The sequence below is a fragment of the Kitasatospora sp. NPDC091335 genome, assembly GCF_044757205.1.
Taxonomy (GTDB): Bacteria; Actinomycetota; Actinomycetes; order Streptomycetales; family Streptomycetaceae; genus Kitasatospora.
In genome coordinates, this window is sequence record NZ_JBIVUM010000001.1 from 978,052 (window position 1) to 997,637 (window position 19,586).

Genomic DNA, 19,586 nt, shown 5'->3' on the forward strand with positions numbered 1-19,586 from the left:
GTGCGCAACGATGAAGTGGTGACCGAGGAGCACCCCGGCGGCCGCTCCGGCGCCCGCGGTCCTGGGGCGCCGGACGAGGACCTGATGCGCGCCCTGTACCGGGAGCACGCCGGTCCGCTGTTCGGGTTCGTGCTCCACCTGGTCGCGGGCGACCGGCAGCGGGCCGAGGACGTCGTGCAGGAGACGCTGGTCCGCGCCTGGCGCAACATCCACCGGCTCGACCCGTCGGCCGGCTCGCTGCGGCCCTGGCTGGTCACGGTCGCGCGGCGGATCGTGATCGACGGCCACCGCAGCGCGCTGGCCCGGCCGCGCGAGGTGGACGCCTCGGTGCTGGAGCAGCTGCCCGCCGAGGACGCGATCGACCGGGCGCTGCGGATGATGACCGTCGCGGACGCGCTCGGCGACCTCTCGCCCGCGCACCGGGAGGTCATCGTCGAGACCTACCTCAAGGGCCGCACGGCCAACGAGGCGGCCGCCGAACTCGGCATCCCGGCCGGCACCGTGCGCTCGCGGGTGTTCTACGCGCTGCGCTCGCTCAGGCTCGCGCTGGAGGAACGGGGAGTGACATCGTGACCAGGCACCCCGACCCTGACCCTGACCCCGGCCCCGACCCCCGCCCCGACCCGGGCCGGGTGACCGGGGGCCCGCCGGGCGACGCCTCCGGCGGCCCGGAGCACGTCGACGCCGGCGCGTACGTCCTCGGTCTGCTGGAGCCCGCCGAGCGCGCCGCCTTCGAGCGGCACCTCGCCGGCTGTCCGCAGTGCGTCCGGCAGGTGGCCGAACTCGGTTCGGTGGAGCCACTGTTGGGTGAGTACGCGGCCTCCGCGCGGGCGGCCGGGGCGGACCCGGCCGCCCCCGCCCCGCAGCCGGGCCCGGAGCTGCTGGACCGGCTGGTCGCCCAGGTCGGTGCCACCCGGCGCCGGGGCCGGGTGCGGCGGCTGGTACTGGCCCTGGCCGCCACCGTGATGGTGGCGGCCGGCCCCGCCGTCACCGCCGCGGTGATCACCGCCGACCAGGGCCCCGCCGTGGTCGCGGCGGCCGAGCAGTTCAGCGCCACCGACCCTGGCACCGGCGCGCACGCCACCGTCGGCGTCGACGGCACCACCCTGGGCAGCCGGGTCAGCCTGCAACTCTCCGGTGTCCACGGCCCGTTGAGCTGCGCGCTGGTCGCCGTCTCGCGCACCGGCGAGCAGCAGACGGTGACCAGCTGGTCCGTCCCCGCGGTCGGCTACGCGGGCGGCGACGGCACGGTGCGGACCACCGGCGGCGCGGCGTTCCAGCCCGGGGACATCGACCACTTCGAGGTCCGGGTCCAGAACGGCGGCGCGCTGCTGGTCGCGGTCCCGGCGCACCGGTCCTGACCGTACTGGCCCTGACCGCACCGGCGTTGACCGTATGAGCCCTGACCGCGCCGGCCCTGACCGTACGGGCCCGGCTCAGTACGGCCCGTGCGCGACGTGGTAGGCGGCCAGCCGCTCGACCCGGGCCGTGCCCCGGGCGCCGGGCCAGTGCGGGTCCGGCTCGCCGGTGCCGCTCATGTGCTCCCGCCGCCAGGTCCGGCTCCAGCCGACCCGCAGGTCCGGTTCGAAGCCGTGCCACCGTCCGCAGGGGCAGGGCGTCAGCACCTGAGCGCAGGAACGGCACAGCTCGGCCAGGCCGTGGCCGGTCGGCACCGGCACCGGCGGGCCCTCCTCGCCGCAGGCCGGGCAGCCGGGCAGCTCGGCGCCGTCCAGCAGCGCGTTCTGCCGCCGGACGTAGTCGGGCAGGCTCAACTTCGGGTGCAGGAACGGGTCGTGGCGCCAGGTCGCGTGCGGAGACTCCCAGCGGGGCCGGTCCCACCACGCCGTCTCCGACGGCTTCCGCCGCCCGGCCCGCTTCTCGGCCCGCCGCCGGGCCGCGTACTCCTCGGCCCGGGCCCGCCACAGCTCCCGCGCCTCGTGCAGCTCCTCCACCGCGCGGAGCAGCGAGTCCGGGTCCGTCTCCAGGTGCCGGGGCATCCGGGCGCTGACGGTGAGGTGGTGGTACGTCGACCGCAGCCCGTACGGGGCGAAGCGGGTCAGGCAGGTGCGCAGCGCGCTGTGCCGCCGGTGCAGCGGGAGCGAGGTGTCGTGCACCCGGGCCCGGTGGGTGGGGAATCCGGTCATGCAGGGGGCTCCAGGTCCAGTGCCCGGGCGAGGGCCGCGGTGACGGCGGCGGCGTGCCCGGGGAGCTGGCGCTCGGCCCAACTCGCCGCCAGCGCGAGGAAGTCGCGCAGGTCCTGCTCGGCCCCGGCGAGCAGGCGGCGCAGTTCGTCCACCGGAAGTTCGATCACCGTGCCGTCGCGATGCCCGCCGTCCTCGTCGTCCTCGCCGTTCCCGGCGTCCTGGGTCAGCCGGACGACCCGGCCGACGCACTCGGCCCGGGCGTCGGGGTCGTGGCCGAACCAGGCGGTGCCGGAGCCGTCCGTGACGTTCAGCCACCCGCGCCACTCCTCCAGGCCGTTGCAGCAGCCCGGTTCGAAGACGGCGCCGGTGGCGGAGTCGGTCACCACCAGGCCGCCGGGGGCGTACGGAAGCGGATCGGTGAGCAGCCCGTGCAGGAAGGAGCCATGCGGGTCCGCCGGCCGGGGGCCGCGCTCCTCGGCCTCCGCCGACCCGGGCTCGACGTCGTTGTGCCCGGCCAGCCGCCAGAGCGCCGTGCCCACCTCGGCCGGCGTCAGCCGCCCGTTCAGGGTGAGGTGCCCGTACGGCTCGTGATCGCCCGTCGGCCAGAGCGTGAAGCCGTCGGGGGCGAAGATCTCCAGGACCGGTCGCATCGACATCATCCGCCGATGATCCCGGACGCGCCTCCGTCCCGACCAGCGGTTTTACTCCGCCCTGCCGCGATCCCGGCCAGTACGCGCCCGCAGCGCCGGGCGAAGGCGCGCTGGGCGAGCGGGAACAGCGGACCGGCCGGCCGGGCGTACCAGGCGACCGGCCGGCTGAAGGCGGTGACCGAGAACCGGACCGCGCCGTCCGGGTCCAGCTCGACCAGGAAGGTCTCCTCACCACGGGCCAGGTGCCCGGATCGGGTCCCGTAGGTGAAGCCGTACCGGTCCGGGCCCTCGACCGTGGCCAGCACCCGGTTGGGTGCGCCGGCCCGCAGCGGGCCGAGGCCGATGGCGCAGTGCACGGCGACGCCCGGGGCGGCCCGGCCGGCCGACGCGTCGATCCGTACGCCCGCGAGCCGGTGCATCCGCCAGTCGAGCAGGGCGGCGCCGGCGGCCTCCAGCGCGGGGCGGCCGTGGCCGATGAGCGCGCTGTGCCGCAGGTGGTCGTAGCCCGCGGGCAGCTCGCCGGTGCGGCTGGCGCCCTGCTCGGGGTAGCTGTAGTCGTTCATCGCGCGGCCTCCGTGGCCTCGGTCGGGGTCGTGGTGCCCGGCTGGGCGGCGGCGAGCCGGCGCCAGGCGAGCAGGGCGCAGAGCGCGAAGCCGAGCGCGTTGCCGACGCCGTGGGTGGCGGCCATCCAGGTCAGGGTGGGGTGGGGGAGTCCGGCGGCCCGGCCGAGGGCCCACCACAGGGCGAGCAGCATGGTGAGCGCGAGGACGGCCGAGGAGACGGCGAGCAGCCGGGCGGTGACCGGATCGCCGGTGCCGGGACCGCTGCCGCGGGGGCGCAGCTCGCGCCAGGTGACCAGGCCGACCAGCCACATCCCGGTGGTGAGTACGGCGGCTCCGGCGAACTGCCACCAGTTGCCGAGGAAGTACCCGGCCAGCACCAGCAGGGTGCCCGCGGGGACGCTGAGCGCTGCGCAGCGGGCCGCGCCGGAGCCGGGACGGGCGGCGCGGCAGACCAGTCCGGCGACCAGGGCCGCGGTGAACCCGGCGTAGTGGAAGTGCGGGACGGTGAGCGCCAGGATGTGCGGCTCGAAGCCGAACAGCGGGTAGCCGGAGCGCTCGGCGACCAGGGCGACCCCGGCCACCGAGGGCGCGGCGAGCGCGGTGAGCACCGCGACCTCGGCGGGCGCGAGCGAACGGGTGCGGGCCAGCCGCAGCGGCGCGTGCAGGGCGATGGCCAGGGTGCCGAGCGCGTAGAGCAGGGCGCATCCGGCGGCCGGGCCGCCACGGGGCAGCCAGAGCGAGAGCGCGCCGGGTACGGCGGCGAGCGGCCAGAGCCGGCGGACCCGGGCGAGTCCGGGCTCGCCGACCAGGGCGAGGCCGAGCGGGACGACGGCGCCCATGCCGAGCAGGATCAGCAGGTCGACCAGTTCCGTGGTGCCCTTCCCCATTGTGGACACACCCCCTTGAACGCGTTCAAATAGCTTGCGCCACCGACTCTACGCGGCCTGGCTGAACGTGTTCAACTCGACCCGGGGATCGCCCCCGCCCCGTCCGGCCTGGTGTTCACGGTGGGTGCGGCGCACTCTGGAGGAGTAACCGATGGAGGTGATCCGCCATGCAGACTCTGGTCGGTTGGCACATCGAGATGGAGTTCCGCGAAGAGGGAGCGCGGACCAGCGCCGCCGCGCTGGTGAGACTCGGCGACGGGACGGAACTGCGCGCCCACGGCTACAGCAGCCGTCACCCCTCCGACCCGGAACAGCTGAGGGTCGGCGAGGAGATCGCGGGCGCCCGTGCGCTCAACGAGCTCGCCTCGCAGCTGCTCACCAAGGCCCACGGCGAGATCCAGGACGTCAGCCCGGTCCCGACCCACCCGCTGTCGTGACCTTCCGAGCGGGCGGAACGGCCCTGGATCCGGGTCTCGGACACGACGGCCGGAAGAGCCGGGTGCCGGAAACGCCGGGCGCCGGGTGCCGGGGCCGCCCTTCCCGGGGCCCGGCACCCGGCGAGGGTCGCCGATCCGTCAGTTGACGCAGTAGCCGGCCGGCGGCTGCCAGTCGGGACCGACCAGCCGCTGCTCCAGTTCGTTCGGCGTGATGCGGATCCCGACCGTTCCCGCCAGTCCCAGTCGGTACCGGCTGCGGGCCAGCGCGATCAGCGCCGTCAGGCCGTACTTGTTGATCAGCGACGTGCGGTAGCGCGCGGTGTCGTCGGCGTCGCAGAGCCGGGCCCGGGCCGGCACCCGGCGGCCGGTGGGGCGCCCGTGGGCGTCGCAGGGGCCGATCAGTACCCGGGGGTGGCGGCGGATCCGGTCGGCCGCTCCGGAGTGGGCCGGGGTCCAGACCCCGAGGGCCGTGCCGTCCGGTACGACCCAGAGCTGCGAGTCCATCCGGCTGCCGTCCTCGCCGAAGGTGGTGAGCAGGAGGTACCTGCTGTCGGCGAGCCGGTCGGTTGGGTGGTGCACCTGTCCTCCCTGTGGCATCGGGGGATGCGGGTCAGCGCCGGTGGTCCCCGGTGATCTCGCCGAACTCCTCGGCGGTGGGCTTGGGGATCCGGCCGCCCTCGCCGTGGAAGCCACGGGAGAGCCGGGTGCGGGTGCGGGTGAGCACGTCCGTCGGGCGGGCGACTCCATTCTCGTCCACCGGGGCCGCCGCTTCGAGGGGGCGGGGCTGTTCGTGCGCCGTGAGCCGGTGCGGTTCCCGCGGCGAGAGCCGGGGACGACGAAGAAGCCGGCCCGGGCGGCGTACGTGATGGCGTTGAGCGACAGGTGCAGGTGGGTGGCGATCAGGTCGTTGCCGCCGGCCGCGAGCGCCACCAGGTACACGCTGATCCAGGCGGCGCCGAGTGCGGTGCGGACGGGCGCGTTGCGCGGCCGGTCGAGCAGGTGGGGAAACGGCGAGCGGCCCGCCCGGCGTCGTGGAAGACACCGGACGGGCCGCGTACGCACCCGAGCAACCCCTGGAGGGGCGTGTCAGTGCACCAGCACCGGCACCTCGTTCTCCTTCGCCGCGCCCGTGGCCGAGCCCGAACCGGCGTCCGGCCGGCCGGCGTTGATGAAGGTGAAGGCGACCGCGGCGGCCGCCACCAGGATCCCGAAGGACACCCAGATCGCGGTCGAGAAGCCGTGCACCATGCTCTGGAACTGGAGCGCCTTCGCGGCCTCCGGCGAGGCGGCCGCCGCCGCGGTGGCGTGCGAGGCCAGCCAGGTGGTGGTCGCGCTGGCCGCGATGGTGTTCAGCAGCGCGGTGCCGATGGCGCCGCCGACCTGCTGCGAGGTGTTGACCATGGCCGAGGCCACGCCCGCGTCGCGCGGCTGGACGCCGTGCGTGGCCAGGCTCATGGCCGGCATGAACGCGGTGCCCATGCCGAGGCCCATCAGGACCAGACCGGGCAGGATCAGCGCCGGGTAGGAGGTGTCCAGGCCGATGTGGGTCAGCAGGAACATGCCGACCGAGGCGACCAGGAAGCCGGGCGCCATCAGGTACCGGGCCGGGACCCGGGTCATCAGCCGGGCGCCGATCTGGGTCGAGCCGGTGATCATGCCCGCCACCATCGGCAGGAAGGCCACACCGGTCAGCACCGGGCTGTAGCCGAGCACGATCTGGAGGTAGTAGGTCAGAAAGAGGAACAGACCGAACATGCCGATCACGGCCATGCCCAGCGACAGGTACACCCCGCCGCGGTTGCGGTCGAGCACCACGCGCAGCGGCAGCAGCGGGGCCTTGACCCTGCGCTCCACCAGCACGAAGGCGGTCAGCAGCACGGCGGCCGCGACGAACAGCCCGATGGTGGTGCCGGACGACCAGCCGTCGGACTCGGCGCGGGTGAAGGCGTAGACCAGCGAGACCAGGCCGGTGGTCACCAGCAGCACGCCGGGGACGTCCAGCTTGTTGCGGTTGCGGCCCTCGGAGGGCTCGCGGATCACCAGCACGGCGCCCGCGGCGGCCACGATGGCGAACGGGATGTTGACGAAGAAGGTCCAGCGCCAGTTCATGTACTCGGTGAGCAGGCCGCCGAGGATCAGACCGATGGCGCCGCCGCCACCGGCGATCGCACCGTAGATGCCGAAGGCCTTGGCGCGCTCCTTGGCCTCGGTGAACATCACCGCGAGCAGCGACAGCGCGGCCGGCGCCAGCAGCGCGCCGAACACGCCCTGGAGCGCGCGGGCGCCGAGCAGCATCGCGGTGTTGGCCGCGGCGCCACCGAGCGCGGAGGCGAGGGCGAAGCCGGTCAGGCCGACGATGAAGGTCCGCTTGCGGCCCCAGAGGTCGGCGATCCGGCCGCCGAACAGCAGCAGTCCGCCGAAGGCCAGCGCGTAGGCGGTGATCACCCACTGGCGGTTGCCGTCGGTGATGCCCAGGTCCTGCTGCGCGGAGGGCAGGGCGATGTTCACGATGGTCGCGTCGAGGACGACCATCAGCTGGGCGAGGCCGATGAATATCAGCGCCTTCCAGCGCCGGGGATCGGGCAGCGTCGCCGGTCGGGCGTCGGTTTGAGGCATGGGGTTACTCACTTCACGGTGCGTGTGGTGTGCGTGAACGGTCGACTGCCGTACGGGAACGGCAGGTTGCCGTACGGAAGGTGTGTCGGGAGAGTGGGCCGGGGCGCGGCGGGGCGCCACCGGACGGTCGGTGCTGGTGGTCGGGGTCAGTTCTCGGTCTGGAAGTCCTCGAAGGTCGCGGCCCGGCCGGGCAGGACCGAAGGCGCCGGCGCGCGCAGACCGTCCAGGAAGATCTGCAGGTGCCGGTGGACGAAGTCGTCGAGCAGCCGGCAGGAGGTGTTCGGCAGCGGACGGGTCAGCTGGCTCGTCGCGATGAACAGGTCACCGTGGTCGACGTCCGCCCGCAGCTCGCCCGCGACCTTGGCGCGCTCCATCAGCCCGCCCACGGCGGTCTGCAAGCGCGTCCTGATCTCGGCCAACTCCGGGTCGAACGGGTCGACATGGCTGCTGAACAAGGTGCAGAGGCCGCCGACCTTCTCCTCGACGGACGCGTGCGCGAACCGCTGGAGGGCGTCGAACGGGCCGGCTCCGTCAGGAGCCTCCGCCTCCACCGTCGCCGTCTCGGCGAGGGTCAGGATGCGGTTCTTCACGAGCACCGCCACCTCGTGGATCAGCGCCACCCGGTCCGGGAAGTTCCGGTACAGCGTGGCATTGCCGACCCCCGCCCGCTTCGCGATCTCGTCCAGCGGCGCGTCCGCGCCGTGCTCGACGAACACGTCCCGGGCCGCCAGCACGATCCGCTCCCGGTTCCGGCTCGCATCGGCACGCAACTTCGGCGTACGCGCGCTCTCCGTGGGGTGGACCGACTCGGCGGCGGCGGTGGTCACGACGACTGCTCCTCATCAGGATACCGGGGAAATTCTCCCCGCTTCTTCCAACGTACTCGGAAACGGGGAATCCGTCCCCGGAATTTCCCGGACGAGTGTGACCTGAGTCACATCAACTCCGCTTCGGCTGTCTCGGCTATCGTCGAAGTCGGACGACCCGTGACCACTCGCCGGGGGATCTCGTTGATCCGGAGGGTGTCCAGGCGAAGGAGGAAAGCCCGTGACCGCGATCTCCGAACGCCCGCAGATGCTGCCCGAGCAGTTCGAGGAGTTCGCCCGTCACTTGGGTCGAACCGTCGAAGGCATCCGGCTGGAGTTCATCAACGGGAAGTTGGGGATCAAGCCCGTGCCAGACGGCGACCACGGCCGCATCGTCCAGTGGCTCCTACGGATCTGCATCCAGTCTCGGCCGGAGCTCTATCTGCACGATCAAGGCCTGAGGCTTGCGGGCTATCGAGACGGGCGCGCCCGCCCGGACGGCACGCTCGCAGACGCCGACGCATTCGTCGGGTACGGGGACTGGGCGCCGACCGGCGACGTCCTGATGGTCGCGGAGGTCACCTCCTACGACTCCGACACGGATCGTCGTGACCGCGTCGAGAAGCCCCGCGCCTACGCCGAGGCCGGCATCCCCGTCTACCTCCTGATCGACCGGGACTCCGCCGAGGTCGTCGTCCACAGCGAGCCCGACGGCATCCGCTACGAGACCGTCCAGACCCTTCCCTTCGGCAAGACCGTCCGGTTGCCGGAGCCCGTCGGCATCTCCCTGGACACCGAGCCCCTCAAGAACTGGGTGCGCTGATCCCGGGCATGGCTTCCCCGGCGCGGCGCGGGTGGCGGCCTAGGCTGTGGGCGTCCCCAGGGCGGCCGGTGGGCCGTGGGAGTCGGGAGGGGCCCGGCGGCCGGGTGGGCGAGGAGGTTCGCGATGGGCAGCGGTGAGACGACCGCCACGGTGCGCTGTGTGGCTGCCGTGCCGTGCTGGGTGAGCCTGATGGCCGGGGACCTGGAGGCCGCCACGGGCTTCTACGGGCCGCTGCTCGGCTGGGAGTTCGAGCCGGGGCCGGACCGCTTCGGGCCGTACGCGCACGCGGTGACCGGCGGAGAGGCGGTGGCCGGGCTGGGCGTCGCCGGCTTCGGGGCGGTCCCGCTCGCCTGGACCAGCTACTTCGGGACGGAGAGCGCCGACGCCGCCGCCGACGCGGTGCGCGAACGCGGCGCGACCCTGGCCGTCGGCCCGCTGGCCTTCGACGCCGGCCGGGTGGCCTTCGCGGCGGACCCGGCGGGCGCGGTCTTCGGCATCTGGGAGGGCCCGCCGGGCCGGGCCAGGAAGCTGGACCTGCCCGGGGCGCCGGTCTGGATCGAGCTGCGCACCCCGGACCCGTTCGCGGCGGCGCTGTTCTACGGCGAGGTGTTCCGCTGGGACGGCCGCGACCCGGAGCGTTTCGAGGTCCGCTGGGAGCACGACCGGGTCGTGCTGCGCGCCGAGGGGCACAGCGTCGCGGCGCTGGCCAAGGAGCAGACGGGCGGCCCGGCGGGGACGCCGCCGCACTGGGAGGTCTCCTTCGCCGTGCCGGACGCCGACCGGGCGCTGGCCCGGGCCGTGGAGCTGGGCGGCGGGGCGATCGGGCCGGCCTTCGACTCCCCGTACGGGCGGGTGGCCCGGCTGCGGGATCGTGAGGGCGCCCGGTTCGCGGTGATCAGCCCGAAGGACTGACCGGCCCGCCACCGTCCGGCTTCGTCACCTCACCGGCCTCGTCGCCTCACCGGTCCGCCACTGTCCGGCTGCCTCAGCCGACCGGCCCGTCACCGTCCGGTGCCTCCAGCGCGGCCCGTTCGGCCCGCAGCCGGTCGCCCAGCGCGGCGCGGGCGGCCGCGGGCAGGGCCTTGCGGGCAGCCGGGAAGAGTTGCTCCTCCTCGCCGAGCAGGTGCCGTCGCAGGGTGTCGGCGAGGCCGCGCAGCAGGGTGCCGAAGGCCGGGTCGGCCGGCCCGAGCCCCTGGAGGTCGGCGAGGTACTGCCCGATCGCCAGGTGGTCGTGGATGCTGCGGAACACCAGCGCCCCGCCGTCGGGCACGTCGTGCTGGACCACGGGGAAGAGGTGCTCCTCCTCGGCGGCGCAGTGGGTGAACAGCAGGTCGGTCAGCCGGGCGACCAGCTCGGCGCGCCCGGGGTCGTCGGCCGGTGCGGCCTCGATCAGGTCGAGCAGCTCGGTGGCCGCCCGGTGGTCGGCGGTGAACTCGCCGAGGATGTCCGGCCTGCGGCTCATGGTCCGCCCGCCTCTCGCACGGAATACTGCCCCCGCTGCTTCCAGTATCCGGCGCCGGGCCGCTCACCCGGAGGCGCCCCCGGTCACCCTCCGTCCCGCCGCCCGGTGAGGGCGAGCAGCCGGGTCTGCGGTCCGGCGTCCCCCGGCACCGGCAGCGGCGGGTCGAAGAGCCCGCTGCCGGACAGGTCCCCGTATCCGGTGAACCGGCCGAGCGCGAACTCGACGAGTCCGTCCGGGAGCCGGGTGTGCCGGCCGATGCCCTCGGCGAGGTCCCAGGAGTGGATCACCAGGTCGGTGGTGAGCTGGTCCAGGTAGTACCGGCCGGAGGCGTCCCCGTAGGAGAGGTGGACGGTCAGCTCGGTGGCGCCCGGGACGGCCCACGCCTCCCTGGCCGCCTCGGCGGCGTCCGTCCAGGCACCGAGGGGGTCGTCGCCGAGCACGTCCCCGTCGTAGCGTCCGCCGACCTCGCCGATGGTGGCGCCCATCAGCAGGTCGGGCACCCAGAGCTGCTCGCCGGTGAGGTGGTTGACCAGGTCGCGGACGGACCAGTCGCTGCACGGGGTGGGGGAGTCCCACTGCCCTGGGGTGACCAGTCGGACGCGCTCGCCGAAGGCGGCCAGCGCCTCGGGGTACGGGGTGCCGGTCCCTGCCGCCTGCCGGTGGTGCCTGTGCTGAGCCATGCCTCCACCCTCCCCGGCCCCGGGTGGGCCCGCGAGTCGCCGACGAACCGTCAGTTGTTCAAATTCGAACTTCGCGGTACGGTCGATGGAGCGGCGGTTCAAATTTGAACAATGGCGCGGGGTGACGACCCCGGCCCGCCGCCTCACCACAACTCCCTGACCGCGTCCGGCCGCCCGGACGACGACCGAACCCCGATCGATGGAGACGCGCATGCCGAGCAGCAGCCCGAGCACGACCGCCGCCACCACCACCGTCAGCCCGGCCCTGGACACCTCCGGGTCCGCGACGACCTCCCCGCACGCCTACGACGCCGGACTCCTGCTCCTGCGCCTGGTCCTCGGCCTGACCATGGCCGCGCACGGCAGCCAGAAGCTGTTCGGCTGGTTCGGGGGCGGCGGGATCGACGGCACCGGTCAGTTCTTCACCATGAGCGGCTACCCGGCCGGTGACGCCATGGCCGTGGTGGCCGGCCTCACCGAAACACTGGGCGGACTCGCCCTCGCCGTCGGCCTGTTGACCCCGCTGGCGGCCGCCGCGATCGTCGGCACGATGGTCAACGCGATAGCCGTCACCTGGGGCGGCGGCTTCTTCGCCCCGAAGGGCAGCGAGTACGAGCTGCTGCTGACCGCCGGCGCCGCCTCGCTCGCCCTGACCGGCCCCGGCCGTTACGCCGTGGACCGCTTCCTGCCGGTGCTGCGGGCGCACCGCCTGGCGTACGGCGCGGCCGCGGTCGCGGTCGGCCTGGTGACGGCGGGCGTGATCCTGCTGCTCCGCAAGTAGCCGCTTCGCGGGCGTGAAGGGCACGGTGACGACTCGTCGCCGCGCCCTTCACGTCATTTCTGTTGGGTGGACCTCGGGTAAAGACCTTCACAATGTTGTGTGATGTGTGCAATGGTACATGTCACATCCCCACCGCATCCACGAAGGGACCCGCCCCACGCGGTCCCTTCGCGGACGGTCCTCGCTCCCCCGTAGGCCGCGCCCCAAATCGCGGCCGATGACGGCCCGGAGGCCCCCACGTGAATGGCCAACGCCTGCTGCGAATCCCGCAGTTGGCACGACTGTCGACGCTCGCCCTGTCCGTCGTCCTGGCGGGAGGCATGTTCGCCCCGCTCAGCCAGGCCGCCCATGCCGCCCCCGCCGCCGGCGGGACCACGCCCGGCGGCGCGCCCGTCAGCACGGCGCCCGCCTACCTGGCGCCGCCGCCCGCGATCGGCGAGAACCCCGCCCATGCCGCCCCGGCGCAGCCGGGCGGCCGCACGCGCCTCAGCCCGGAGGACCTGGCGCCCCGGTCTTCGGCGACCCTGCCCGCCGACCCGCCGACGGTCGGACAGCCGCAGGCCAAGGCCTTCGGTCCGGACGCGGCGGCCGAGAAGCCCTGCAACACGGGTGACTTCACCAGCCGTACGGGCGCCGCCCTGGTCGAGCAGATCAAGTCCGTCGACCTCGGCTGCGTCAACCGGCTGTTCAAGATCGGCCGCGGCGACGCCGCCAACGCGTTCCGCGAGTCGCAGATGATCACCGTGGCGAACGCGGTGCGCGACGCGGCGAACGGCTATCAGGGCGACAACAGCGCGTCGATCGCGCAGCTGATGCTGTACCTCCAGGCCGGCTACTTCGTGCAGTTCTACAACCCCGACGTGGTGGACGCCTACAGCGGCAACCTGAAGGCCGCCTCCCGCTCCGCGCTGGACGCGTTCTTCGCCAACCCCCGCTCGCGGGACGTCTCGGCGGGCAACGCGAGCCCGCTGGTCGGCGCGACCACGCTGATCGACAGCATCAAGGACAGCGCCCGTTATCTGCCGGTCGCCAAGCGCGTGCTGGCCGACTACGACAGCACCACCTGGAACCCGACCGGCATGGTGAACGCGCTGACCCCGGCGCTCACCGTGCTGTACGCCGGCCACTGGCAGGCCGACTTCGTCTCCAAGGTCAAGGCCGACCCGACCGTGCTGGACACCCTGTTCACCTTCATCTCCCGCAACCAGGGCCTGCACGGCGGCACCTACGGGAAGACGGTGTACGAGGCGACCAACGAGCTGACCCGCTTCATGCAGTACCCGGAGCTGTTGCCGAAGCTGCGCCCCCTGGCGCGGACGCTGGCCCAGCAGTCCTCCCCGAGCGGTCCCACGATGTACCAGCGCGGCTCGGTGACGCTCGCGGTGGGCTGGTGGGACGAGGGCAACTGTTCGTACTACGGCACCTGTGACGACCCGGCGAAGTTCAAGGCCGCCAACCTGACGGTGAAGCACACCTGTAGCCCGAGCATCAAGATCCTCGCCCAGTCGCTGGACGCCGCCCAGCTGGCCACCGCCTGCGCCAGCCTGAACGGCCAGGACGCGTACTTCCACCGGGTGGCCAAGGACAGCGGCCCGGTCAAGGACGACAACAACAGCACGATCGAGGTCGTGAACTTCCACTCCTCGCTCGACTACCAGGTGCTCGCCGCGATCATCTACGACATCAACACCAACAACGGCGGCATGTACCTGGAGGGCGAGCCGGCGACGGCCGGCAACCAGCCGCGCTTCCTCTGCTACGAGGCCGAGTGGGCCCGCCCGTCCTTCGAGATCTGGAACCTCAACCACGAGTACACCCACTACCTCGACGGCCGGTTCAACGTGTACGGCGACTACGACGCCGGCCAGGTCCAGCCGATCGACTGGTGGGTGGAGGGCTTCGCCGAGTTCGTCTCCTACTCGTACCGCGGGGTCGTCGACGACCGCGCCATCGCGGTGGCTTCCCAGCGCACCTACAAGCTGAGCGAGCTCTTCGACACCGTCTACGCGAAGAGCAGCCAGGAGCGGGTATACCAGTGGGGCTACCTGGCGGTGCGCTACATGCTGGAGCAGCACCGCTCCGACGTGGACGCGGTCCTCGCCAAGTACCGCGCGGGTGACTGGGACGGTGCCCGCGCCATCCTGAAGAACACCATCGGCACCCGCTACGACGCCGGCTTCGACAGCTGGCTGACCAAGTGCGCCGCCGGGGCCTGCGCCACCGAGACGCCGGGCCAGCCGCAGCTGCCGGAGTGCGCGGGCGGTGACATCCGCAAGCTGGACGCCAACTGCGTGCGCGGCAACCTCGCCGCCACCACCGGCAACTACGCCCACTTCTACATCCTGGTGCCCCAGGGCACCAAGCAGATCAAGGTCACCAGCAAGGGCGGCACCGGCAACGGCGACCTCTACTACAACCCGGGCAGCTGGGCGTACACCAACTCCTACGCCACCCGCTCGGCCGGCCCGGACAACTCCGAGACGCTGACCGTCGACAACCCGCCGGCGGGCTACGTCTTCTTCAGCCTCCACGCCAAGGACGGCTTCAGCGGGGTGAGCGTCACGAGCGAATTCTGAGCCGACCCCGGCAGACCTGACAGGTGACCGCCCCGGGCGGAGCGCTACGGCGCCCCGCCCGGGGCGGGTCAGTTGACGGATCGTCATCACGGGTTCCGACCGAGTTCCCCGCAAACCGCGCACATCGCCCCGGGTTCCCAAGGCCATGTGAGATGTGCCATGGTACATGTCACATCCCCCACCGTGTCCGACGGAGCCGCTCCCCACGCGGTCCCGTCACCAACGGTCCTCGACACCCTCAGTCGACCGCGCCCCGAGCCGCGGTCGACGACGACGGCCCGGAGGCCCCCACGTGAGTCCTTCCCGTCCGCTGCGACTCCCGCAGCCGGCACGACTGTTGACGCTGGTGCTGTCCCTGTTCCTGGCGGTCGGCCTGTTCGCCCCCCAGTCGCAGGCCGCCCCCGCCACCCCCGCCCCCGGAGGTGCTCCCACCCCCACTCCCGCCGGACCGGCCCCGCAGCCGGCCATCGGCGCCACCGAACGAGCCGACGGCGGGCAGCAGTTGGCCTCGGTCGACCAGCGCGCCCCGCTCCCCGTCGACACCCGGCCGGCCGAGGCCAGGCCGACCGCCAAGGCCCTCAGCCTCGGCGCGGCGGCCGAAAAGCCCTGCACCATCAGCGACTTCTCCGGCCGGACCGGCGGTGACCTGGTCCAGCACATCAAGGACGCCGACCTCCAGTGCATCAACAGCCTGTTCCAGCTCACCGGCGGCGACGCGCGCGGCGCGTTCCGCGAGGAGCAGATGAGCACGGTGGCCTACGCGCTGCGCGACGCGGCGGCCAACTACCCCGGTGACAACTCCACTTCGGTCGAGCAGCTGGTGCTCTACCTGCGCGCCGGCTACTTCGCGCAGTGGTACCACAAGGAGGACGTCGGCGAGTACGGCGCCAACCTCAAGACCGCGATCCAGTCCGGGCTGGACGCCTTCTTCAACAGCGCGCACTCGCGCGACGTCGCCTCGGGCAACGGGCCCATCCTGGGCGAGGCCATCACGCTGATCGACAGCGCGCAGGAGAACGTCCGCTACCTGCCGGTGGTCAAGCGGATGCTGGGCGACTACAAGGCCGACACCTGGAACCCGGCCGGCATGGCCTGGGCGGTCAACCCGGTGTTCACCGTGCTGTTCCGCGGCCACCAGGTGCCCGGCTTCGACGCGGCCGTCGAGGCCGACCCGAGCGTGCTGGACTCGCTGTCCGACTTCGCGACCCGCAACAACGCCCTGCTCGGCGACACCTACGGCGTGCTGGTCTACAACGCCACCAAGGAGCTGACCCGCTTCCTGAAGGACACGGCCCTCCAGGCCAAGGTCCGTCCGCTGGCCAAGGCGCTGGTCGAGAAGGCCGAGCCGAAGGGCCGCACCGTCTACCAGTGGGCCGCGGTCGCCGAGGCCGTCGACTACTACGACGTCGGCAACTGCTCGTACTACGGCACCTGCAACAAGTCCGACCAGCTCAAGGCCGGCGTGCTGCCCGTGAAGCACACCTGTAGCCCGAGCATCACGATCCTCGCCCAGGCCCTGGACGCCGCCCAGCTGGAGACCGCCTGCACCAGTCTGAACGGCCAGGACGCGTACTTCCACTCGGTGGCCAAGGACAGCGGCCCGGTCAAGGACGACCGGAACAACACGATCGAGGTCGTGACCTTCCACTCCTCGCTCGACTACCAGGTGCTGGCCGCCGCGATCTACGGCATCGACACCAACAACGGCGGCATGTACCTGGAGGGCGAGCCGGCGACGGCCGGCAACCAGCCGCGCTTCCTCTGCTACGAGGCCGAGTGGGCCCGCCCGTCCTTCGAGATCTGGAACCTCAACCACGAGTACACCCACTACCTCGACGGCCGGTTCGACATGTACGGCAACTTCGAGGCCGGCATGAAGACCCCGACCGTCTGGTGGGTCGAGGGCTTCGCCGAGTACGTCTCCTGGTCGTACCGCAAGGTGAACAACGACGCCGCCATCGCGACGGCCGGCCGCCACACCTACAAGCTGAGCGACCTGTTCGACACCGCCTACGGCGACCAGGACCGGGTCTACCGCTGGGGCTACCTGGCCGTCCGCTACATGCTGGAGCAGCACCGCTCCGACGTCGACGCGGTCCTCGCCAAGTACCGGGCAGGTGACTGGGACGGTGCCCGCGCCATCCTGAAGAACACCATCGGCACCCGCTACGACGCCGACTTCGACAGCTGGCTGACCAAGTGCGCGAGCGGTGGCTGCGCCACCGACGGCGGCACCCCCACCACGCCGGGCCAGCCGCTGCCGGAGTGCACCGACGCCGACACCCGCCTGCTGGGTGCCAACTGCGCGCGCAGCAACGTCGCGGCCACCACGGGCAACTACGCGCACTTCGCCCTGCTGGTGCCGGCCGGCACCAAGCAGGTGAAGGTCACCACCAGTGGCGGCACCGGCAACGGCGACCTCTACTACAACCCGGCCGGGTGGGCGTACACCGACGCGAACACCGCGCACTCGACCAATCCGGACAACTCCGAGACGCTGACCGTCACGGACCCGCCGGCCGGCGGCTACGTCTTCTTCAGCGTCTACGCCAAGGACGGCTTCAGCGGGGTGAGCGTCACGAGCGAAATCTGAGCCGAGAACGGCGAACGGACAGGTGACCGCCCCGGGCGGAGCGCTACGGCGCCCCGCCCGGGGCGGGTCCGTGCGGTCAGGGGTCCGTGCGGTCAGGGGTCCGTTTCGGTAGGGGCCCGTGTCGCCAGGGGTCCGTGCCGCCGGGAGCGACTACCCGCCGACCCGGACCAGCGCCAGGGTGATGTTGTCCGGCCCGCCGGCCTCGATCGCCGCCTTCCACAGCTCGAAGGCGGCCTTGCCGTCCGAGCGGTCCGCCTCCCCGGACGACCGCTCCAGCAGCCCGGCCAGCTCCTCCTCGGGCACCGGGTCGGTCAGGCCGTCGCTGCACACCAGGTAGCGGTCCCCGGCGGCCAGCGGCGCGGCCCGGACGTGCGGTTCGACGAAGGTGAGCCCGAGCGAGCCGCCCAGCGTCTGGGTGACCACCGAGGTGGTGCGCCGTCCGGGCGGCAGCGGCGGGCTGTCGTCCACGCTCACCCGGCTCAGCCCGTCCCCGGTGATCCGGTAGACCCGGCTGTCGCCGACGTTGAAGGCCAGGGCCCGTTCGGGCAGCAGCACCAGCCCGGCCACGGTGGTGCCCATCGCGGCGAGCTCCGGCTCCTCGGCGGCGGCCGCGTAGACGGCCCGGTTGCAGGCCTGGAGCTCCTCGCGGACGGCCTCCTCGCCGGAACGGCCGGTGGGAATAACGACCCGCACCCGGGTGCTAGTGTGGTTGAAAGTTGGACTACCTGGGATGTGGTGAGCAGCATGCAGTTCGGAATCTTCTCCGTCGGCGACGTGACGACCGACCCCACCACCGGCCGCACCCCGAGCGAGCACGAGCGGATCAAGGCGATGGTGGCCATCGCCCGCAAGGCCGAGGAGGTCGGCCTGGACGTCTTCGCGACCGGCGAGCACCACAACCCGCCGTTCGTCCCGTCCTCGCCGACGACCATGCTCGGCTACATCGCCGCGCAGACCGACCGCATCATCCTCTCCACCTCGACCACGCTGATCACCACCAACGACCCGGTGAAGATCGCCGAGGACTTCGCGATGCTCCAGCACCTGGCCGAGGGCAGGGTGGACGTCATGATGGGCCGCGGCAACACCGGCCCGGTCTACCCGTGGTTCGGCAAGGACATCCGCCAGGGCATCCCGCTCGCGATCGAGAACTACGCGCTGCTGCACCAGCTGTGGCGCGAGGAGGTCGTGGACTGGCAGGGCCGCTTCCGCACCCCGCTCCAGGGCTTCACCGCCACTCCGCGCCCGCTGGACGACGTCCCGCCGTTCGTCTGGCACGGCTCGATCCGCAGCCCCGAGATCGCCGAACAGGCCGCCTACTACGGTGACGGCTTCTTCGCGAACAACATCTTCTGGCCCAAGGAGCACTTCCAGAAGCTGATCGACCTCTACCGCGAGCGCTACGCCCACTACGGTCACGGCACGCCCGAGCAGGCGGTCGTCGGCCTCGGCGGGCAGGTGTTCATGCGGAGGAACTCCCAGGACGCGGTGCGCGAGTTCCGCCCGTACTTCGACAACGCGCCGGTGTACGGCCACGGGCCCTCGCTGGAGGAGTTCACCGAGCAGACCCCGCTGACCGTCGGCAGCCCGCAGGAGGTCGTCGAGAAGACCCTGACCTTCCGCGAGACCTTCGGCGACTACCAGCGCCAGCTGTTCCTGATGGACCACGCCGGCCTGCCGCTGAAGACGGTGCTGGAGCAGCTGGACCTGCTCGGCGAGGAGGTCGTTCCGGTGCTGCGCCGGGAGTTCGCCAAGGGCCGCCCGGCCGGCGTGCCGGAGGGGCCGACCCACGCCGCGCTGGTCGCGGCCAGGGACGCACGGGAGAACGAGACGACGGAGGTGGCCAGGTGACCGCGTTCAAGCTGGTGGTGGTGAGTGCCGGACTGGGCAAGCCGTCCTCGACGCGGCTGCTGGCGGACCGGCTCACCGACTCCACCGTGCGCCGGCTCGCCGCGGAGGGGCGCGAGGCGGACGTCACCGTGGTCGAACTGCGCGACCTGGCGGTGGAGATCGCCAACAACCTCGTCACCGGATTCCCCGGTGCCGGGCTGCGCGCGGCGATCGGGGCGGTGACGGAGGCGGACGCCCTGATCGCGGTGACGCCGATCTTCACGGCCTCGTACAGCGGCCTGTTCAAGTCTTTCTTCGACGTGATCGACAACGACGCGCTCACCGGCAAGCCGGTGCTGATCGCCGCCACCGGCGGCACGCCCAGGCACTCGCTGGCCCTGGAGCACGCCGTCCGCCCGCTGTTCAGCTACCTGCGCGCGGTGGTGCTGCCGACCGCCGTCTACGCGGCCACCGACGACTGGGGCACGGCGGGGGACGGGCTCACCGACGGGTTGCCGCGCCGGATCGACCGGGCGGCCGGCGAGCTGGCGGCGCTGCCGGCCGGGCGGGCCCCGGCGGCGGCCCTGCCCGAGCAGGTGGTGCCGTTCGCCGAGCAGCTGGCGGCGCTGCGGGTCTGAGCCGGGCCTGAGGGCGGCGGCGCGCCTGACGCTCACTCGGAAGGCCTGGTCGGATCACCCGGGCGGCCCCGTCGGAGCGACCTCCGGCGGGGCCGCCCGG

At 72.7% G+C, this 19,586-nt stretch carries 21 protein-coding genes; 10 read left to right on the forward strand and 11 right to left on the reverse strand.

Annotation, left to right across the window (positions count from 1 at the left end; genetic code table 11):
- Positions 1–573, forward strand: a complete 573-nt coding sequence (locus tag ACIQOW_RS04570) for a sigma-70 family RNA polymerase sigma factor (protein ID WP_401079685.1) — start codon at positions 1–3, stop codon at positions 571–573.
- Positions 570–1,361: an anti-sigma factor family protein gene (locus ACIQOW_RS04575; RefSeq protein ID WP_401079687.1), complete on the forward strand. Its 792-nt coding sequence runs from the start codon at positions 570–572 to the stop codon at positions 1,359–1,361. The genes ACIQOW_RS04570 and ACIQOW_RS04575 overlap by 4 nt, the downstream gene beginning before the upstream one ends.
- A gap of 75 nt (positions 1,362–1,436) precedes the next feature.
- Here ACIQOW_RS04575 and ACIQOW_RS04580 read toward each other — a convergent pair whose 3' ends face one another.
- The 4 genes from ACIQOW_RS04580 to ACIQOW_RS04595 are packed head-to-tail and all read right to left on the reverse strand — an operon-like array spanning position 1,437 to position 4,244.
- A complete protein-coding gene (locus ACIQOW_RS04580) occupies positions 1,437–2,144 on the reverse strand; it encodes a hypothetical protein (RefSeq protein WP_401079689.1) in 708 nt (235 codons plus the stop codon).
- On the reverse strand, positions 2,141–2,803 hold the full coding sequence (locus ACIQOW_RS04585; RefSeq protein WP_401079691.1) for a hypothetical protein: 663 nt from the start codon (positions 2,801–2,803) through the stop codon (positions 2,141–2,143). The genes ACIQOW_RS04580 and ACIQOW_RS04585 overlap by 4 nt, the downstream gene beginning before the upstream one ends.
- Positions 2,800–3,357, reverse strand: coding sequence for a DUF1990 family protein (locus ACIQOW_RS04590; protein ID WP_401079693.1), 558 nt, complete (start codon positions 3,355–3,357; stop codon positions 2,800–2,802). Before ACIQOW_RS04590 ends, ACIQOW_RS04585 begins: the two co-directional genes overlap by 4 nt.
- The gene (locus ACIQOW_RS04595) at positions 3,354–4,244 is read right to left on the reverse strand and encodes a YndJ family protein (RefSeq protein WP_401079819.1); all 891 of its coding nucleotides are present in this window, start codon (positions 4,242–4,244) and stop codon (positions 3,354–3,356) included. The genes ACIQOW_RS04590 and ACIQOW_RS04595 overlap by 4 nt, the downstream gene beginning before the upstream one ends.
- Positions 4,245–4,411: 167 nt before the next feature.
- On the opposite strand from ACIQOW_RS04595, the gene ACIQOW_RS04600 reads away from it, so the two are divergent.
- Entirely contained in the window at positions 4,412–4,681 is a 270-nt protein-coding gene (locus ACIQOW_RS04600) for a DUF1876 domain-containing protein (protein ID WP_188301791.1), read from the forward strand.
- A gap of 138 nt (positions 4,682–4,819) precedes the next feature.
- Here ACIQOW_RS04600 and ACIQOW_RS04605 read toward each other — a convergent pair whose 3' ends face one another.
- From ACIQOW_RS04605 to ACIQOW_RS04620, 4 genes are all read right to left on the reverse strand, one after another.
- A complete protein-coding gene (locus ACIQOW_RS04605; RefSeq protein WP_401079695.1) occupies positions 4,820–5,260 on the reverse strand; it encodes a PPOX class F420-dependent oxidoreductase in 441 nt (146 codons plus the stop codon).
- A gap of 31 nt (positions 5,261–5,291) precedes the next feature.
- Positions 5,292–5,438 carry a hypothetical protein gene (locus tag ACIQOW_RS04610; RefSeq protein ID WP_401079697.1) on the reverse strand — a complete coding sequence of 49 codons (147 nt, stop codon included), beginning with the start codon at positions 5,436–5,438 and terminating at the stop codon, positions 5,292–5,294.
- Between the two features lie 329 nt (positions 5,439–5,767).
- A complete protein-coding gene (locus tag ACIQOW_RS04615; RefSeq protein WP_401079699.1) occupies positions 5,768–7,297 on the reverse strand; it encodes an MFS transporter in 1,530 nt (509 codons plus the stop codon).
- A gap of 146 nt (positions 7,298–7,443) precedes the next feature.
- Positions 7,444–8,124: a TetR/AcrR family transcriptional regulator gene (locus ACIQOW_RS04620; RefSeq protein ID WP_401079701.1), complete on the reverse strand. Its 681-nt coding sequence runs from the start codon at positions 8,122–8,124 to the stop codon at positions 7,444–7,446.
- A gap of 247 nt (positions 8,125–8,371) precedes the next feature.
- Here ACIQOW_RS04620 and ACIQOW_RS04625 point away from each other — a divergent pair, with 247 nt between their 5' ends.
- Positions 8,372–8,926: a Uma2 family endonuclease gene (locus tag ACIQOW_RS04625; protein WP_401079821.1), complete on the forward strand. Its 555-nt coding sequence runs from the start codon at positions 8,372–8,374 to the stop codon at positions 8,924–8,926.
- A 123-nt stretch (positions 8,927–9,049) separates the two neighbouring features.
- Positions 9,050–9,838: a VOC family protein gene (locus tag ACIQOW_RS04630; RefSeq protein WP_401079703.1), complete on the forward strand. Its 789-nt coding sequence runs from the start codon at positions 9,050–9,052 to the stop codon at positions 9,836–9,838.
- A 73-nt stretch (positions 9,839–9,911) separates the two neighbouring features.
- Here ACIQOW_RS04630 and ACIQOW_RS04635 read toward each other — a convergent pair whose 3' ends face one another.
- Both ACIQOW_RS04635 and ACIQOW_RS04640 read right to left on the reverse strand, forming a co-directional pair.
- Positions 9,912–10,388: a hemerythrin domain-containing protein gene (locus ACIQOW_RS04635; protein WP_401079705.1), complete on the reverse strand. Its 477-nt coding sequence runs from the start codon at positions 10,386–10,388 to the stop codon at positions 9,912–9,914.
- 83 nt (positions 10,389–10,471) lie between these two features.
- Positions 10,472–11,068 carry a TIGR03086 family metal-binding protein gene (locus ACIQOW_RS04640; protein ID WP_401079707.1) on the reverse strand — a complete coding sequence of 199 codons (597 nt, stop codon included), beginning with the start codon at positions 11,066–11,068 and terminating at the stop codon, positions 10,472–10,474.
- Between the two features lie 211 nt (positions 11,069–11,279).
- Here ACIQOW_RS04640 and ACIQOW_RS04645 point away from each other — a divergent pair, with 211 nt between their 5' ends.
- The 3 genes from ACIQOW_RS04645 to ACIQOW_RS04655 all read left to right on the forward strand — a co-directional run bounded on the left by ACIQOW_RS04645 (position 11,280) and on the right by ACIQOW_RS04655 (position 17,018).
- Complete coding sequence (locus ACIQOW_RS04645; RefSeq protein WP_401079709.1) at positions 11,280–11,849, forward strand: DoxX family protein; 570 nt, start codon at positions 11,280–11,282, stop codon at positions 11,847–11,849.
- Between the two features lie 239 nt (positions 11,850–12,088).
- Positions 12,089–14,425, forward strand: a complete 2,337-nt coding sequence (locus ACIQOW_RS04650; RefSeq protein WP_401079711.1) for a M9 family metallopeptidase — start codon at positions 12,089–12,091, stop codon at positions 14,423–14,425.
- Positions 14,426–14,717: 292 nt separating this feature from the next.
- On the forward strand, positions 14,718–17,018 hold the full coding sequence (locus ACIQOW_RS04655) for a M9 family metallopeptidase (protein WP_401079713.1): 2,301 nt from the start codon (positions 14,718–14,720) through the stop codon (positions 17,016–17,018).
- Between the two features lie 150 nt (positions 17,019–17,168).
- On the opposite strand, the gene ACIQOW_RS04660 is transcribed toward ACIQOW_RS04655, so the two are convergent.
- On the reverse strand, positions 17,169–17,711 hold the full coding sequence (locus ACIQOW_RS04660; protein WP_401079715.1) for a PP2C family protein-serine/threonine phosphatase: 543 nt from the start codon (positions 17,709–17,711) through the stop codon (positions 17,169–17,171).
- A 51-nt stretch (positions 17,712–17,762) separates the two neighbouring features.
- On the opposite strand from ACIQOW_RS04660, the gene ACIQOW_RS04665 reads away from it, so the two are divergent.
- Both ACIQOW_RS04665 and ACIQOW_RS04670 read left to right on the forward strand, forming a co-directional pair.
- Positions 17,763–18,869 carry an LLM class flavin-dependent oxidoreductase gene (locus ACIQOW_RS04665; protein ID WP_401079717.1) on the forward strand — a complete coding sequence of 369 codons (1,107 nt, stop codon included), beginning with the start codon at positions 17,763–17,765 and terminating at the stop codon, positions 18,867–18,869.
- Positions 18,866–19,486 (forward strand): FMN reductase, encoded by a 621-nt coding sequence (locus ACIQOW_RS04670; protein WP_401079719.1) that lies wholly within the window; start codon positions 18,866–18,868, stop codon positions 19,484–19,486. The genes ACIQOW_RS04665 and ACIQOW_RS04670 overlap by 4 nt, the downstream gene beginning before the upstream one ends.
- Positions 19,487–19,586: the final 100 nt, after the last annotated feature.